Origin of the sequence: Pelagicoccus sp. SDUM812005, assembly GCF_031127875.1 — a bacterium.
In the GTDB taxonomy this organism is placed as follows: Bacteria; Verrucomicrobiota; Verrucomicrobiia; order Opitutales; family Opitutaceae; genus Pelagicoccus.
Genome location: NZ_JARXIA010000013.1, coordinates 146,108 through 161,898, shown reverse-complemented (window position 1 = coordinate 161,898; position 15,791 = coordinate 146,108). Strand labels below are relative to the sequence as shown.

Below are 15,791 nucleotides of genomic sequence, written 5' to 3'. Positions count from 1 at the left end.
AAAGAGGAGGGATGTTGGGGAAAAGGGGGGTGGCGTCAAGGTCGGGGGCGGCGGAGGGGCGGCGCAATATGTTCATCAACGTTGATGAGGAAAGCGCGCAGCTTTGGGCGGGGAGGTTTTGGGGTGGGGGCGAGCATCTTTTTGCGAGCGAGGGGCGGGCGTATGGCTCCGTTGGCTACAGCTCTTGGGCGGCTTGGCGGGCGATTTGGCGTTGCAGCCAGTCGATGGTTTCGCGGCCGGTGCGGCGGGCGTCGGGGCTGAATTGGCGGGTGGTTTGGCGGAGGGTGAATTGGGTGGCTTGGTAGCCGGAGGGAGATTCGGAGAGGGTGAGGCTGAGGGCGATGGCGGCGTGTCCGGCCGCTCCGTTGGTTTTGATGCGGAGGGGGAGGTTGCCTTTTTGGTAGGTAGTGATGGCGCCGGTGAGGACGAGGGCGGGTTGGGTGGGAACGGAGCGTAGCACTTGGTGGAATTCTCCTTTGCGGATGAGCTCGGAGGCGATTTGGTCGGCTAGGATGCGGCCGTGGCTGGGGTCTGGGCTTTTGAAGTCGAGCACCACTATGGTGTCGTGCTCGGCTCGGTCGACGAAGGGATTCCATTCGCGGGTGCTGCTGCAGGCCGCGAGGAGAAGGAGCGACGAGACTATGAATTTGTGGAGGGGATTCATGTTCAGGGGGCATCTGAAAACGAAAATGCCGCTTGGCGCAAAGCCAAGCGGCACGAGAATTCGGTCAGTTGGGGAGGTTGCCTAGTTGGAGGGCAGAGGTCCTAGGTTGATGAATTGGGTTTCGCCGCTGCTGTCTTCAACGCCGTCATTGTCGGTGACGATGATGGCGTCGCCGTTGGCGAGAACGGCGAGACCTTCGACTTTCTCTATGACCATACCGTTGGGAGCTTCGAGGTTGGGGAGTATGTCGAGGACGAGGCTCTTTGAGATGGTTTCGAGACTGTCGGACATGGAGTCGTCCTTGAAGGCGAGGCCAGCGGTTGAGAACTGGTAGATCTTCTTGATCGCTGCGTCGACGTTGGCTTGGTTGTCGCGTTCGAGGGCGAGGAAGGTGGTGTCGTCGAGGGCCACGATTTCGGAGAGGCCTACCCATCCGCCGGCTGCGGATTCGGGAGCGTCGAGCGGATAGAGAGCGAAGGTCCACTCTCCGGTGGCAGTGTCGTAACGGCCGATGCGTGGCTCGGCGTCGCCTGCCCATTTGCGTTGGATGGCAACGTAGAGGATTTCGTTGTCGCCGGATCCGGTGACAGCTACGCCTTCGTAGCCGAAGCGGACTTGCTTGGCATTGACGGAGTCGGGAAGGCTGACGACTTCTTCGATGGTTCCGTCTTCGGCGACCTTGAAGAGCCAATTGAGGGATTCGATCGGGTTGCTCTCGTCGCCGATGGAGCCGGCTCCCTCGGATGCCAGCCAGAATCCGCCATTGGCGCGGCGAGCGAGACCTTCTGGGTCTAGGTTGACGGTGCCGTCCTCGTTGATGAGGTCGTCGACGTTGAGTTGGAAGAGATCGAGCCCGGCCGCTTCGATGGCGTCGTGGTAAGGATTGCCGGGAGTGGTTGCGGCGAGGATGGCGTTTTCGATAGCGATCTTGAAAACATCGTTGGTGTCTTTGAGTACGATTTCGGCGTCGATAAGAGCGGGGGAATCGGATGTATCCACGCTAAAGATACGGCTTTTCTTGTAGTAGCTATCGTAGACGGTCCACGCTTGGCCAGCGTCGCTGGGATCGGCTGCGAGCGCGGAAAGGGCTGCCCAGGGGATGGGGGTTCCGTCGGGGCCGTCCTCAGATGCGATGGTCGGATAGTTGGGTTCCTTCGCGTTGCGCTTGTAGAGGGTGATGGTGGCTCGGAACTTATCGTCTCGACTGTCCTCCTCGGACGCGGTGACGAATAGGTTGCGGTTGGGGATGGCAAGGAGGCCTTCTGGGCCCATGCCGCCGGCGAGCACTTGGAGGAATTCCGGTTCGTTAGAGTTCTTTGGTAGTTTATAGACGGATACGATGCTGGAGCGTTCGGAACCGATGAAGATAAGCTGGTCGTCGCCGTATTTGGCTACGGTTACTCCTTCCGGTTCGTTACCCTTGTTTTCGGATCGGCTTTCGGGGTAATGGCCGACCATGGCCGTAATGTGGTCGTCCATGCTGCCCGAGGTGAAGAGCACCTTTCCGTTCTTGCGGTAGATGGTGAAACCTCGGCTACCACCGTCGAGGTCGCCTTCGTCTGCGGTGACGAAGCGCTTGTTGTCGATCCAAGCGACCGCATCTGCCTCGCGTGGAAGGTTTGTTAGGGAGCTGTTTAGCTCTATGAGGTCGTTTTCGTTGGTGTCGACTTGAGCGAGGTCAACGGTGCCGGCCGAAAAGTCGTTGACGATCCTGCCGTTTCGGAGGTTTACGATAACGATGTGGTTGTTTTCCTGGAGGGTGACGACGGCGAGGTTGTTCTCGTTGATGTCGACAAACTCCGGCTCTGGATCTTCGGGGAAAAGCGTTGGGATGCCTTCGAGATTGACCGATCGGACATTCCAGTTACTTGGCTTGCCGACGAGGTCGACGATGGCGAGGAAACCGGCTGGGGCTTGCGGTGGAGCACCGTCGCCGAGGTCTTCGTCGCGCTCGTTTTCGATAGCGATAGCGGTGTAGCGTTCGTCGGGGCTGATCGCGATGGCGTCGGGCTGTCCGCCGAGCTCGAGGCTGGCGACGATCTTTTGCTTTGCGATGTTAACGACTACGAGTTGGCCGCTTGTGTTCACATAGTCTTCACTGGTGTTGATGCAAACGAGGGCGTACTTGCCGAGAACTTTGACTGAGGTGGGTTCGCCCTCGAGTTCGACGGTCCCGAGTGGTACGGGGTTGTGGGCGTCGGAGATGTCGACGAAACCGATCGCTTCGAGCGCTGCGTCGGTATAGACGAGAGTCTTGCCGTTTTTCGTAGCGGCGATGATTTCGGATACGGTTTCGTTATCGATGTCCGAGTTGAGGAAAACCGGGAAGCTGGCGATACGGGTGAAGTAGTCTTTTTTCTTTTTGCCGGGCTGGCTGGGTTGGTCCGGGTTTTCGCCCTGTCCGGGGGTGTCGCCGCCGTTTCCGTTCCCTTGATCCGGGTCGGTTGGTGGAAAGGGCGATTTGGGAGAGAGGAATAGAAGCAGAGCAATTGCTGCAAGCAGGAGCGCGGCTCCGAATTTAAAGGCGGCGCCGAGTCCGAAGGCGCTGCCAGAATTTGCGTTGGATTTGAAGATCATGGTAAGGTCAACTTAGGATTTAAGGGATGCGGCGAGAGAGGACGTCGCATCTAGGTTATCCAGTGTTCACTCTGGTTTGAGCGCTTCAATTCGGTGATTGTTAATTTCTGCTGCCGCACGTTACAGAATCGCGACTCCTCGTATCAATAATTTGGTTACGAAGGATTAGGCGTAGGGGCATACCCGCGGATTTCATTTAAAAAGCGCGCTGAGTTCATCAAGGCTTCATTTAGGCGCTTCAAGGTGGAGGGGTGTTGAATGAGGTGAAATGTCTGTCCCGCGTGCTTTTGGCGGGGAATCCGGAGCTTATTTATCGCTTGTTGCGCGGGCAGGGATGGAGGCTGTGGAGTGGCTTGTCGTTGATCGTGCTATTGGGAGCGGGCGTTTACGGGGCGACGATCGGACTGTGGCGCAATCCGCTGCAGGCGCTGTTCGCTGGGGCCAAGTTTCCGGCGGTGGTGTTTTTGACCTGTCTGGGAAATGCGGCTCTAAACGGGATCCTTGCGCAGCTGTACGCGAGCGGCTTGAGTTTTCGCCAGACGACCTTGGCAATTCTGATGAGCTTTTCGGTGGCTTCTTTAGTTTTGCTGGCGATGTCTCCCTTGACCTTGTTTTTGATGTGGAACACGCCTCCGTTGGACTCGGGTGGAGCTCGGACGGGACACAGCGTGACCTTGTTGTCACACGTCGGGATTATCGTTTTTGCAGGTTGGTGCGGCACGTGGCGTTTGTATCGATTGCTTAACTACGTGTCTCCCTCCCGAAGCAATGCGCGCTCGACGTTGGTCGCTTGGCTAGCGGGCAACCTCCTGCTTGGCAGCCAGGTTTCTTGGATTTTACGTCCGTTTATCGGAAACCCGAATCTGCCCGTCGAATTTCTACGGGATAACCCATTTTACGGCGGGTTTTACCAGCAGGTCTGGAAGTCGCTAGTGCAGCTAATTTTCTGAAGTGTATTCAAATTTTATGACAAACGATAATATGGAAAATGAAAACGACGAAGTCTTGGGCGCTGCGAAGGCGATGGCGCCGGGAAGGGACCCGTATTGGGAGGAACCGTTGCAGGGGAGCGGCTTGCTGGTGTCGCTGGAGTCCTTGCTGAAGCGCCCTGGCAGGTTGCTGCATGCGGTGCGTGGGGAGGGGACGAAGGGAGTGGTGGCGCCCTTGTGCGTGGTAGCGGGTGTTTGTCTCGCGCTGTACGGCGCGGTGGTGGGCGGGCTGTCGGGAGGCGAGCAGTTGTGGCAAGCTCCGGCCAAGGTGGTGTTGGGTACGCTTTTCAGCGCTTTGATCTGCTTGCCGAGCTTGTACGTGTTTTTGTGCTTGGGCGGGGTAGACGCTCGGTTTCGGGAAGTGGTGGGATCGATGGTAGCGATGGTGGCTTTGTCGGCGGTGATGCTGATTGGGCTGGCCCCGGTGGCCTGGGTGTTTTCGCAATCGACGGATTCGGTGGCTTTGGTGAGCGTGATGCACCTTGGGTTTTGGGCGATCGCGACTGCGATGGGGGCGCGGTTGTTGGGGCGTTTTCTGGGGAGGCCCGGCTCTCAGGCTCGTCTGAAGGGTTGGATGGCGATCTATCTGTTGGTGTGCGTGCAGATGATGACCTCGCTGCGTCCGATCGTGGGCAGGGCGGATACGGTTCTGCCTACGGAGAAGCGTTTCTTCCTGCAGCATTTCATCGAGGTGCTGGACGGCGGCGAGGCGAGCGGGACTGGCGAATCGAGAAGGGGCGGAAGGTCGTGAGGATGGGGTACGAAAAAGCCCTGCTCGTGGGGAGCAGGGCGGAAGTTGGTTGGGCTGCGCGATGGTGGGGCTTGCCCTTTCGCCAAGGCTTTGGCGGAGGCGCATGCAGCCGCGCTGTGGAAGCCTAGAGTTCGCGGATACGGACGTTGCGGTACCAGACCTTGTCGGCGTGGTCCTGCAGGTGTACGGGGCCGGTCCAGGTGCCGAAGCCTTCGTGCTTGGCGTATTTGCTGGCGGCGAAGGCTTTGTCCCACTCCTTGCTGCCGATCTTGACGTCGAGGATTTTCTTTCCGTTGAGCCAATGCTGGATGTGATTGCCTTTGGCGACGATGCGGCCGGAATTCCATTCGCCGACTGGGTTTATGGGCTTGTCGTCGGGCGCGGCGAAGAGGTCGTAGAGGGAGGCGGCTCGGTGGCTGGGGAGCTTGCCGTCCTTGTGCTTTTGGTCGTCGAGGATTTGGTACTCGAGGCCGAGGCTGCCGCGTACGCGGTACTTGACCCCGCTGTTGCCGGCTTCGGAGATCTTCCATTCGAATCGGAGGTCGAAGTCGTCGTAGCTTTTGCGGGAGTTGATGTTGCCTGGCTTGACGCCGTCGCGGAAGACGATGCCGTTCTTGATGCTCCATCCGTCGCCGATGGGGCCGCCGTTGGCGTTGGTCCAGGCGGAGAAGTCTCCTTTTTCGAAGAGGTCGGTGAAGCCGTCGTTTGCGGGGGAGAGTTCCTTGACCTTGATGTTGCGGAAATGGACTTCGCCTTCCTTGCCGGAGTGGACTTGCAGGCCGAAGAAGCCTTGGAAGTAGGTGTCGGTGTCGTAGTTGGCGGCGGGGATGCCGTTGACCCAAGTCTTCATGTTCTTGCCGATGGCTTGGATGGTGATGCGGTTCCACTCGCCTTCCTTGAGGGCGGAGCGGACTTCCTTATGGGCGTCGAGCCAGAGCGGATAGAGCCAGCCGCCTGCGGCTTCGCCGTAGATCCCGCCGGACCAGCCGCGATCGTTTTTTAGCCCTTCCATCTCGGCTTGGGGGCCGTAGACGCGGCCGTTTTCGCCTTCCTTGGTGCGGCCGCGGAAGATGACGCCGCTGTTGCTGTCGACGACCCACTTGAGTTCGGCGGTGAAGATGAAGTCGGTATAGTCGTCGCGGACGGTGCTGAGGAAGGTATTGGGGGAGCCGGGCACGCAGGTGCCGACGATGGTGTCGCCCTTGGGCTCGAAGGTGCAGGTGCCGCCGCGGGAGACCCAGCCGTCGAGGTTCTTGCCGTTGTAGAGGTCGACGAAGCCTTTCTTGAGGTTGGGTTCCTTCTCGGTGTTGATGAGGGCGTCTTCGGGCGCGACCTTGAGGGTCTGCTTCTCGTAGCGGGCGATGTATTGCTGCTGGCTTTCGGAGATCTGGCCCGCGGTCGCGAGCGAGATGAGGGAAAGGGCGGTGGTAAGGATGAGGGCTTTTTTCATTCGTGAGTGTATGGCGGGGTGCTGGTTTGGTGTTTAGAGACGGTAGTATTGTTCCCAGCCTTTTCGTGGGGCGGGGTCGAGCAGCGCGTTGGCGAGCTTGTTGTTGGTGATCCTCTTGTCGGTCCGGCTGAACTTGAGGGTGCCGCCGAGTCGCTGGGCGATGCAGCCGAGGTTGAAGACTTGGGTGAGCGGCCCGCTGACGCTGAAGGGGGAGCGGGATTGCTCCTCGCCTTTGCAGGCGCGGAGGAAGTTGAGGTAGTGGTTGGAGTTCTTCTGCGGGAAGCGCGGGAGATGGCGGCGCATGTCCATGTACTTCTCGTAGGGGAGGATCTTGAGGTAGTCCTCGTGGGAGCCGCCTTGGAAGACGAGGTCCTTGGAGTAGATGATCTTGCCCGGTTTCTTGATTTCGACGGGGGCGCGGGAGGTCTTGCCGGTGGCAGGGTCCTTCTCCAGCTTGCCGTACTCCGCTTCGACTTCGGGGATGTTTTCGGTGCCGTCGTACCAGGTAATGTCGCACTTGGGCATGTCGCCCCGTTTGGGGAAGGCGAACTTGATGGTGGAGGCTTGGGGGAAGACGAATTCGTTGGCTCCTTCGCGTTTGACGGCGCTGATCTTTTGCGGGAGGCCGAGGTGGAGGAATTCGTGGCAGGTATCGAGGATGTGGGGACCCCAGTCGCCGAAGGCGCCGCTTCCGTAGTCGAACCAGCTGCGCCATTCGGCGGGGTGCAGCTTGTCGCTGAAGGGGTGCTCGGGGGCGTAGTCCATCCAGAGGTCCCAGTCCATGCCGGCGGGCACGGGGTGTTGGGGGTAGGCGGTGACGTCCTGGCCCCAGCCGTGCCAGCGGCGCTTGTTGTTCATGTGGGCGGTGATGCGGGTGACGTCCTTGATGAAGCCCGCCTCGGTCCAGGCTTTGAACTGGAAGTAGTTGGCGCCGGAGTGGCCTTGGTTGCCCATTTGGGTGACTACTCCGCTGCGTTGGGCGAGGTCCATGAGGCGCTCGACTTGGCCGAAGGTGTGGGCGAGCGGCTTCTCCACGTAGACGTGCTTGCCGAGCGACATGGCCAGCATGGTGATGCTGAAGTGGGAGTGGTCGGGGGTGGAGATGAGGACGGCGTCGATCTGGTCGGCCATCTCGTCGAAGAGCTTGCGGAAGTCGCTGAACTTCCGGGCCTTGGGGAAGTTTTTCTGGATTTCGGCGGTGTGCTCGCCCTGGAGGTCGACGTCGCAGAGGGCCACGATCTCGCAGATCTCGTTTTGGGCGATGTTGTTGATGTTGGCCTTGCCCCGGTTGCCGATGCCGATGCAGGCCAGCCTGACTTTTTCGTTGGGGGTGCCGGCTCCCCACAGCATGCGGGAGGGGAGGAAGGCGAAGGCGCCGAAGGCGGCGGAAGCTTTTAGGAAGTTGCGACGCGATACGTCCGCAGGGGGGGCTGCTGGGGTGGGTTTCATGTTTTGGACCTTGGGCGCTTTGGCGCTTGAAATCAATAGTTTATTAACTAAACAAACTAATTATAAGAACGAATGCAGGCGAAGTACGACAGAGGTGATATCAGACGGCTCAACGCGGTGAGCGCCCTAAAGCAGCTGCGCGAGAGCGGCCCTCTGTCCCGGGCCCAGATTGCGGATCGGCTGGGGCTGACGCGGGCCACGGTGTCGGCGATCGTGGCGGATCTCATCGCTGCGTCGCTGGTGAGCGAGAGCGAGTTCGAGGAAGGCGGAGTGGGGCGACGCGGCATGTTGCTGGACTTGAATCCGTCCTGCGGCTCCATGGTCGCGGTGGAGCTGGACATTGACCGGGTGCAAGTGGTGCTGGCCAACCTTGGCATGGAATTTCTGTGGCGCGGGGAGGCGAGCCTTTCGGCGCCGGTTACCGCGGAGGAGGGCTTGCAGCGGGCGGGAGAGCTGGTGGAGCAGGCTTTGGGGCGCGGAGCGGAGCTGGGCTTGCCATGCTTTGGGATTGGGGTGGCGTGGGCTGGCTTGGTGAAGCGGGCAACGGGCGAGTTGGCCTACGGTCCGATTTCCGGATGGCAGAGCGTGCCGATCAAGGAGGACTGGGAGGCTCGTTTCGGGACGCCGGTCTACGTGGAGAACGAGGCCCATGCGGGGGCGATCGCTGCCCACCATTTGGGCGAGCCGCGTGGAGTGCGGGACTTGATCTATCTCAGCTTGGGGGTGGGCTTGAGCGCCGGCGTGTTCGTGGACGGAGGCCTGCTGCGCGGCAGCGAGGGCTATGCGGGGCAGGTGGGGCACACGCCTTTTGTGGCGGAAGGGCATCGCTGCGGCTGCGGTCGCCAGGGGTGTTGGGTGACGGAGATCGGCGCTTCCGGCGTGCTGCGCAAGTTGCGTGCGGAAGGGGTGGAGCTGCCGGAGGATGCGGATGCGAACCTGGATTGGGTTCCGGGCGTTTGCGAGCTAGGCCGGGCGCAGGATCCGCGGGTTCTGCGGGCCCTTGCGGAAGAGGGGCGGCAGATTGGCGAGGGGTTGGCCCAATTGATACAGGTTTTCAACCCGTCTCGGGTGGTGATCGGCGGGCATCTGCGCGATTTGTTGGCGCTGTGCGAGGCGGAGGTGCAGGCGACTCTCGAGGAGAAGGTTTTGTATCCGATGGGCAAGGACCTGAGCGTGGTGGTAAGCGCGTCGCCGGAGGACCAGCTCTTGGGCTGTCTGGCGACGGTGTTCGAGGCAGTGATGCAAAATCCGCTGCTGGTCTCGGCGAGCTAGCGGGATTCTCGCCGTAGCGCGATTGGAGCGAGAAGCTAGCTGGAGGGCTGGAGGGGCGTCGCCAGCGATTCTCAGGGCCGGCGGGCGGCTTTGGCCAAGGCGAGGGCGCCTTCCTTGGCAAGCTGAGCGGCGGCGGGGTCCCTGAAGGTATGGGCGCGAATGATGGCTCCCTCGGCAAGGAGGTAGATCTGAGTGGCTAGCGATTTGGGATCGTCGGTGGGAAGCTTGCGGGCGAGGGATTCGAGTTGGTCGATCAGGATCTGCTTTTGTTGGCGGACGGCTTGGTTGACCGGAGAGGCTTGGTCGGGGTATTCGGCGATGGCGCGAATGAAGGCGCAGCCGTTGAAGTCCGGGGTCTTGAACCAGCCTTCGTAGGCGTCGAAGAGGGCGGAGAGCTGATCGAGCGGGTCGTCGCTGGCGGCGGAAAGAGTGGCCTCGCGGGCGGAGAGAATTTCGTCAGCGCGGCGCTGGAGGGCGGCGACGATGAGTTCATCCTTGGACTTGAAGTGATTGTACAGGGTCATCTTGGCCACGCCCGCTTCGGCCAGGATGGTATCGATGCCGACTGCGTGGTAGCCGCTCAGGTAGAAGAGCCGAAAGGCGGTTTCGAGCAGGAGGTCTCGTTTGGGTGACTTGCGGCTGCGCGCGGCGGAGGTGCTGGACATGGGGATGCAGGCTGGAGCGAAAGCGGCTGGAAATCAAGATTAGACAGGTCTGTCTATTTTTAGTTGACTTAAGGTAGACAGACCTGTCTATTTAGCGAATCTAACCTGATGAAAGGAACTATGAAAACTGCGATTGTAATTCTAACTGATCCGAAGAGCGCCGCCCAGGAGGCCTTGACCCGCATGCTCAATGCCTTGGGCATGGCGAGCGAGTGCAAGCAGGCGGGAGACGAGCTGGAGATCGTGTTCGCTGGGACGGGAACGCGTTGGCCGGCGGAGCTGAGCCAGCTGGGGCACCCTGGGAACCCTTGGTACGAAGCGTTGAGGGAGCATGTGGTGGGAGCGTCGCGTGGCTGCGCGGTCCGCAACGGGGCGACGGAAGGCTTGGAGAAGGCGGGAGTACCGTTGCTCGGAGACAATCCGCTCGAAGGAACGCCGGGAATTCTAAGTATCCGGCGTTACTATGCGGAGGGTTGGAACGTGGCCCTCTTCTGAAGCGGGTAGGGAGACGTTTTCCAATGAGGGACGAGTACCTGAGGATTTTGCAGACGCCTGCGGTGGCGCGGGTCCAGCGGGCTGCCTATGGCCGCGCGGGTAGCGTGTCCGGAGCTTCGTCTCTCCCGCGAGCTTTAGGGGTTGAAGAGCGGGCCTACATCGAGGCCCGCGACAGCTTCTATATGGCAAGCTTGAGCGAAAGCGGCTGGCCCTACCTGCAGCACCGCGGCGGGCCGGCCGGTTTCCTGAAAGTCATAGACGAACGGCGGTTGGCGTTTTTGGACCAGGAGGGAAACCGGCAGCTGATCAGCGCGGGAAACGTGGCGACGGACGATCGGGTGTCGCTTTTTTTGATGGATTACCGGGCCCGGGAGCGGTTGAAGCTGCTCTGTCGGGCGCGCTGCGTGGAGCTCGCCGATGAGCCGGAGGTGGCGAGCCTTTTTTCGGATGCGGAGCGTTTGCGGGCGAGGCGGCTTTTTGTATTGGAGGTGGTCGGATTCGACTGGAATTGCCCGAAGTTCATAACGCAGCGGTTTACGCGAGCGGAGGTGGAGGAGGCTTTGGGGGCGTTGCGAAGCCGTATCGAGGAACTGGAGACGGAGTTGGAGGGCCGCGGCGAGTAGGTCGGGGATGCTTGACCGGTGAACCCGGGCTTGAGGAAGGCCGCCCCAGACTTTTCCAGAATGCGTGCAGGTTGGGTGGTCAGACCAGTGAGGCGAGTGGTCAGACCAATGGTAGTGGTGGTCAGACCACTGGGGTTCGGCTGAGGCTTGGAGGGGGGTGAGGGGATGATGTGTTGGTTGGGCGAAGGGGAGGGGGACTCGGTTTTTTTTGGGGGGAGGCTTGGTGCGGAGCTCGGGGGCTGAGTGGCTTGCTTTTCTATTGTTGGATTGCCTTGGAGTACAGGGGATTGCAACGATGTCGATAGTTGGAATGCTAACTTCGCCAACCCTCCCGCATGCTTCCCTCCGATCCAAATTCCCCGCAACTGATTCCGAGCTGGATCTTCGAGCAGGACTTTCTCGTCTTCCTTTCGTTTTTCGGGTGGATGCTGGTCGGATTGCTGGCGCTTTCGAAGCCCTTGTCGAAAAATGGCGGGGTGCGGCTGCCGTGGCTGTGGATCGGGTTCTACGCCTTTTCGCAAGCGGTGTCGGATTTCTTGCGCACGCTGTCGTTTTCGGACGAGTTTTTCCGGACCTTCAACTTGGAGGTGGGCTTCGAGATGCTGGGTTACGGCTTGCTGGTGGAGACGGCGATCCGCTACGCGAAGAAGGACGAGGAGCGTAACTTTTTTCCGTACTCGGCCCTCGGCGGCTTGTTTTTGGGTCTTTCGATCGAGATCGGGGATTTGCTCTACACCTTGATCGTGTCGCTGCTGGTGTCGGCGGGGGCAGTGGTTTGGGCGTGTCGCGTTTTTGCGCGGGCGGCCAAGGAGGAGAAGCGTCGTGAGCTGTACGCGATCGTAGCGGGGCTGATCCTGCTGTTCCCAACTTGGTTGTTGGCTCCGGGACGTTTGGACGTGGCCCTTCCGGTCAGCACCGTGGCGTATGAAGATTTTCCCTACTACGGCTTCGACTTGCTGTTGTTGAGAATCGTGGCGGGGTGGACGATCTTGGCAGGCTTTTGGTACTACCGCTTGCAGCGTCGCATCGAAGACGTGGTTCCGCAGATCGGCAACCAATTGAGGCTGTGGGGGCATCGCGTGCTGCCGGTGGCCTTGGCGGTGGTCGTGGGAGCGAGCTTTTTGGTTACGAGCTGGAACGGGCAGCGGATGAAGGACCGCATGGCTCAGGACTACCTTTCGCGCGTGCAGACGGCGGCGGTGCCGATGGACGTGGCGGAGATCGGCACCTTTGAGGAGATCTTGGCCGATGGACGTCGCCTCGACGGCGCCGTTGCGGGGCAATTGCTGGGGATCAAGCGGGTGGGCTCGGATGTGCGCAGCGTCTATCTTTGGAGCGGCGGGGGAACGGGGATTCGCACGGCGGCTTTCGAGACGGAGCAGAGTGAGCAGCCGTTTCTGGCGAAGTCTCACTTGGATTTGGCGGGGCTGGATGGATACGAGTCGGGCGAGGCCTTTCTAGCGGGACCCTTCGCGGCCGGAGGAGAGTCCTTGCTGCACTTGAGCGCGCCGCTTCGGGATCGGGCCACGGGCGAGATCGCATATTGGCTGGGGATCGACGTTTCCGGCGCCTCCTGGTTTCGCAATGTATCCCTTTCGCGCTTACAGACGATCATCATCGCGGGATTGATCATGGCTTTGGTGATCTTCTTCCTGTATTACCAGATCGAGCACGAGAGCGAGGCCGACTTGATCCTTGCGAAGGAGAGGGCGGAAGCGGGCGATCGGGCGAAGAGCGAGTTCCTGGCGGTGATCAGCCATGAAATTCGTACGCCGCTGCAGAGCGTGCTGGGGTATAGCGACCTGTTGAAGGGGACGCGCTTGGACGAGAAGCAGCGAGCTTGTCTGGATACGATCCAGTCGGAGGGGAAGATCTTGCTGCGGATCGTGCAGGACATCTTGGACTTCAGCAACCTGCGCAAGGCGAACTTCCAGCTCGAGTACGGACCGGTACGGCTGCGTCGCTTGATCGAGGAAACGTTTCGCACGATCAGGCCGATGGCGGATCGCAAGGGCTTGAAGGCGCATTTGGAGATAGCGGACGAAGTGCCGGAGCTGGTGCAGGCCGATGGGGTCAGGCTGCGGCAAGTGCTGCTGAACTTGTTTGGTAATTCCGTGAAGTACACGGAAGAGGGGGAGGTCTTCCTGAAGGCGTTCGTGGATGCGAAGTCGGCTGAGGACGCGCTTCCGTTGAAGTTTGAGATTTTGGATACAGGGGTGGGAATCAAGGAGGCGGACCTGGTCCGCTTGTTCGAACCGTTTATCCAGCTGGAGCATTCCAGCAAGTTTCCTCGAGAAGGCGCCGGGTTGGGCTTGGCGATCGTGAACCGAATCGTGGAGTTGATGGGCGGCCGCATCGATGTGCAGAGCGAAGTGGGCAAGTGGTCTTGCTTTACCGCGTCGTTCGATTTCGAAGCCTTGCAGCTCGAGGATACGGAGGATGCGATCGCTTCGCCAAGCGAGTTGGAAGCGGAGGAGGAGGTTCCGATGGGGCAGCTTTACCCGCTTAAGATCCTAGTGGTGGATGACAATCCAATGGTGCGGCGCCTGATTTTGCAGTACTTGGAAGCGCTGGGCTACGAGGCGGACGAGTTCGATGGCGGGCAGGCCGCGGCGGATCACGGGCTTGAGTACGATCTATTGATCATGGACTTGCGCATGCCGGTGGTGGACGGGCCGACGGCGGCGAGCATGATACGCGAAAAGGGCGATGCGGCGGAGCGGCCGTGGATCATCGCCGTGTCCGCGTCCCTGCAGGAGGACGAAGTCAAGCGAGCTCGCGACGCGGGCGTGAACGATTTCTTGGGCAAGCCCTTCTACGCGGGGCAGTTGGGGGAGAAGATCGAGGCAATTTCCTGGATCGAGGAAAAGCGGGTGGATCCCGCTACCTTGAAGCGCGAGGTGAAGACGCCAGAGCCGGAGCCCGAGCATGTGCCGCTCTTCATTGGGCCGGCAATCGAGGAGGAGGCGGAAGAGGACAAGGTCGAAAGCGAAGTCGCAGCGAAGCCCGCGGTGCCGCAAACGGTTTTTGGTGGGATCGACAGCTATCCGGCGGAGGCGGTGAAGGCCGCGATCGCGGAAGTGTATTCGAAACACCGCGACATGGAAGCGAGCTTCGAGAAGCAGGATTGGTTCATGGTGAAGGAGGATGCCCACTACTTAGCCAACACGGCCATGGCGTTGGGAATCGACCAATTGTATTTAGATTCCAAGGACGTGGAAAACGCGGCCTTGGCTAAAGATGGCGATAAGGTGGAGAAGGGCTTGCGGGAGTTGAAACTCAACTTCGAGGCTTGGGAGAGCGAGGAGTGAGGGGCGAGGTGAGCTCAGCGACGGAAGTGGTGCTCCGCTACAACGCTGCGTGTTCGCGGGACTTTTTTCGCGGGAAGTAGATACAAGAAAGCCGCAGAGCCCTGAGCTGCTGCGGCTTTGGGAATTTGAGGGAGGTGGCGATTACTTATTGAGTCGCTTGCGGAGGCCGACGAGGGACGCGATGCCTACCAACGTTAGAAGCGCTGTGCTGCCTGAATCCGGTACGCCTTGAGTATCGCGATATCCGTGTATTTGGAATTCTCCTACGGAATAGTAATTGTCTCCGCCAGTTGCTTGTATGGCTAGGTATTGGGCGTTCACGGAGGAGAAGTCTATCCCGGCGACATATTCTGGATGAGTGCTGTCGCTGCTCATCGTGTCCATTCCCCATCCTGTTTCGCCATGGCCAGAAAGGATAGTGGTAAGTGATAGCCAGTTTATGTTGTCCGCGGAATAGGTAATGGCGTAGTTGTCGTTGTTATCGACCGATACGAGGATGTCGGTGACGGTGTACAGGGCGCCAAGGTCTACCGTGAGCTTTACGGCCGTACCAGTCCAATAGACGTTAGTACTGGCGGTCCAAGCGGTACCTTCGCTGGGAATCACACCATCCGAGATGAGTCCGATTGAATTGTTATAGGAACCGGTTCCGTTAGCTGAAACAGGGTTAATCACCACTGCTTGGGAGAGGCTGGCGAATCCAATTGCGGCGACGAGCGTCAATAGTGTCTTTTTCATGTGCGTCAGTATTTGTTTAAAGGTTTTGCGAACCTTTAGCACATGGTTTGCCGGATTTGGGATTTGAGCGTATAGGTTTTGTAAGTTGTTTCCTATCAGGATCTAAAAACGCAATGAGTAATTGCGTTCATAAGCAAAAATCTACCGTGATCTGTAAAGGATTTGAACGGGTTTACACCTAGCGCGAATCGTTTCGCCTTCGCTCGTCGGGAATCTTGTCTCGCATCAGTTCACGCTCCTTTGGGGCGGAAGGCTTTCATGGTGGTTTGGTTGGTTTCGAGGCGGGCTCCGCCGATGAGGTCGATGCAATAGGGGATGGCGGGGAAGACGGCTTCGAGGTTCTCGCGGATGGCTTTGGGCTTGCCGGGGAGGTTGACGATGAGGCTTTTTCCGCGGGTGCCGGCGGTTTGGCGGGAGAGGATGGCGGTAGGCACGTACTTGAGCGAGGCGGAGCGCATGAGTTCGCCGAAGCCGGGAAACATGCGTTCGCAGACGGCTTCCGTGGCTTCGGGGGTGATATCGCGAGGAGCGGGCCCCGTGCCGCCGGTAGTGACGATTAGACTACAGCCGTCTTCGTCGGCGAATTTTTTCAGGGTGGCTTCGATTTGGTCCTGCTCGTCCGGCACGACAGCGTAGGAAACCTCGAATTCGGTGGTGAGCCATTCTTTGAGGAGCTCTAGGCAGGCTTTGCCTGGGATGTCTTCGTAGATGCCTTGGGAGGCTCGGTCCGAGATGTTGATGACGCCGATACGTGCGGTGGAAGATTGTGACATGGTCTAATGGTCGCCCGCAGGTTACGCGGGTGGG

General features: G+C 59.8%; 13 protein-coding genes. 6 read left to right on the top strand and 7 right to left on the bottom strand.

What is annotated here, in order from left to right:
- Window positions 1-175 precede the first annotated feature (175 nt).
- Window positions 176-664: a hypothetical protein gene (locus QEH57_RS15720; protein WP_309007714.1), complete on the bottom strand. Its 489-nt coding sequence runs from the start codon at window positions 662-664 to the stop codon at window positions 176-178.
- Window positions 665-745: 81 nt separating this feature from the next.
- Window positions 746-3,241: an esterase-like activity of phytase family protein gene (locus QEH57_RS15715; RefSeq protein WP_309007713.1), complete on the bottom strand. Its 2,496-nt coding sequence runs from the start codon at window positions 3,239-3,241 to the stop codon at window positions 746-748.
- A 254-nt stretch (window positions 3,242-3,495) separates the two neighbouring features.
- On the opposite strand from QEH57_RS15715, the gene QEH57_RS15710 reads away from it, so the two are divergent.
- Window positions 3,496-4,191, top strand: coding sequence for a hypothetical protein (locus QEH57_RS15710; RefSeq protein ID WP_309007712.1), 696 nt, complete (start codon window positions 3,496-3,498; stop codon window positions 4,189-4,191).
- A gap of 31 nt (window positions 4,192-4,222) precedes the next feature.
- Window positions 4,223-4,981, top strand: coding sequence for a hypothetical protein (locus QEH57_RS15705; protein ID WP_309007711.1), 759 nt, complete (start codon window positions 4,223-4,225; stop codon window positions 4,979-4,981).
- 124 nt (window positions 4,982-5,105) lie between these two features.
- Here QEH57_RS15705 and QEH57_RS15700 read toward each other — a convergent pair whose 3' ends face one another.
- Both QEH57_RS15700 and QEH57_RS15695 read right to left on the bottom strand, forming a co-directional pair.
- A complete protein-coding gene (locus tag QEH57_RS15700; protein ID WP_309007710.1) occupies window positions 5,106-6,431 on the bottom strand; it encodes a DUF1080 domain-containing protein in 1,326 nt (441 codons plus the stop codon).
- Window positions 6,432-6,464: 33 nt separating this feature from the next.
- On the bottom strand, window positions 6,465-7,880 hold the full coding sequence (locus tag QEH57_RS15695; RefSeq protein WP_309007709.1) for a Gfo/Idh/MocA family oxidoreductase: 1,416 nt from the start codon (window positions 7,878-7,880) through the stop codon (window positions 6,465-6,467).
- Window positions 7,881-7,952: 72 nt separating this feature from the next.
- On the opposite strand from QEH57_RS15695, the gene QEH57_RS15690 reads away from it, so the two are divergent.
- Window positions 7,953-9,152, top strand: coding sequence for an ROK family transcriptional regulator (locus tag QEH57_RS15690; protein WP_309007708.1), 1,200 nt, complete (start codon window positions 7,953-7,955; stop codon window positions 9,150-9,152).
- A gap of 71 nt (window positions 9,153-9,223) precedes the next feature.
- Here the strand turns inward: QEH57_RS15690 and QEH57_RS15685 are convergent, their stop codons facing one another.
- Window positions 9,224-9,817: a TetR/AcrR family transcriptional regulator gene (locus tag QEH57_RS15685; protein WP_309007707.1), complete on the bottom strand. Its 594-nt coding sequence runs from the start codon at window positions 9,815-9,817 to the stop codon at window positions 9,224-9,226.
- Between the two features lie 120 nt (window positions 9,818-9,937).
- On the opposite strand from QEH57_RS15685, the gene QEH57_RS15680 reads away from it, so the two are divergent.
- The 3 genes from QEH57_RS15680 to QEH57_RS15670 all read left to right on the top strand — a co-directional run bounded on the left by QEH57_RS15680 (window position 9,938) and on the right by QEH57_RS15670 (window position 14,246).
- Window positions 9,938-10,312 (top strand): hypothetical protein, encoded by a 375-nt coding sequence (locus QEH57_RS15680; protein WP_309007706.1) that lies wholly within the window; start codon window positions 9,938-9,940, stop codon window positions 10,310-10,312.
- A gap of 23 nt (window positions 10,313-10,335) precedes the next feature.
- A complete protein-coding gene (locus QEH57_RS15675) occupies window positions 10,336-10,935 on the top strand; it encodes a pyridoxamine 5'-phosphate oxidase family protein (RefSeq protein WP_309007705.1) in 600 nt (199 codons plus the stop codon).
- Window positions 10,936-11,270: 335 nt separating this feature from the next.
- The gene (locus QEH57_RS15670; RefSeq protein ID WP_309007704.1) at window positions 11,271-14,246 is read left to right on the top strand and encodes an ATP-binding protein; all 2,976 of its coding nucleotides are present in this window, start codon (window positions 11,271-11,273) and stop codon (window positions 14,244-14,246) included.
- A gap of 141 nt (window positions 14,247-14,387) precedes the next feature.
- Here QEH57_RS15670 and QEH57_RS15665 read toward each other — a convergent pair whose 3' ends face one another.
- Together QEH57_RS15665 and mog are read right to left on the bottom strand one after the other, a co-directional pair.
- Window positions 14,388-14,984 carry a VPDSG-CTERM sorting domain-containing protein gene (locus QEH57_RS15665; protein WP_309007703.1) on the bottom strand — a complete coding sequence of 199 codons (597 nt, stop codon included), beginning with the start codon at window positions 14,982-14,984 and terminating at the stop codon, window positions 14,388-14,390.
- A gap of 230 nt (window positions 14,985-15,214) precedes the next feature.
- Window positions 15,215-15,757 carry a molybdopterin adenylyltransferase gene (gene mog / locus QEH57_RS15660; protein ID WP_309007702.1) on the bottom strand — a complete coding sequence of 181 codons (543 nt, stop codon included), beginning with the start codon at window positions 15,755-15,757 and terminating at the stop codon, window positions 15,215-15,217.
- Window positions 15,758-15,791 lie beyond the last annotated feature (34 nt).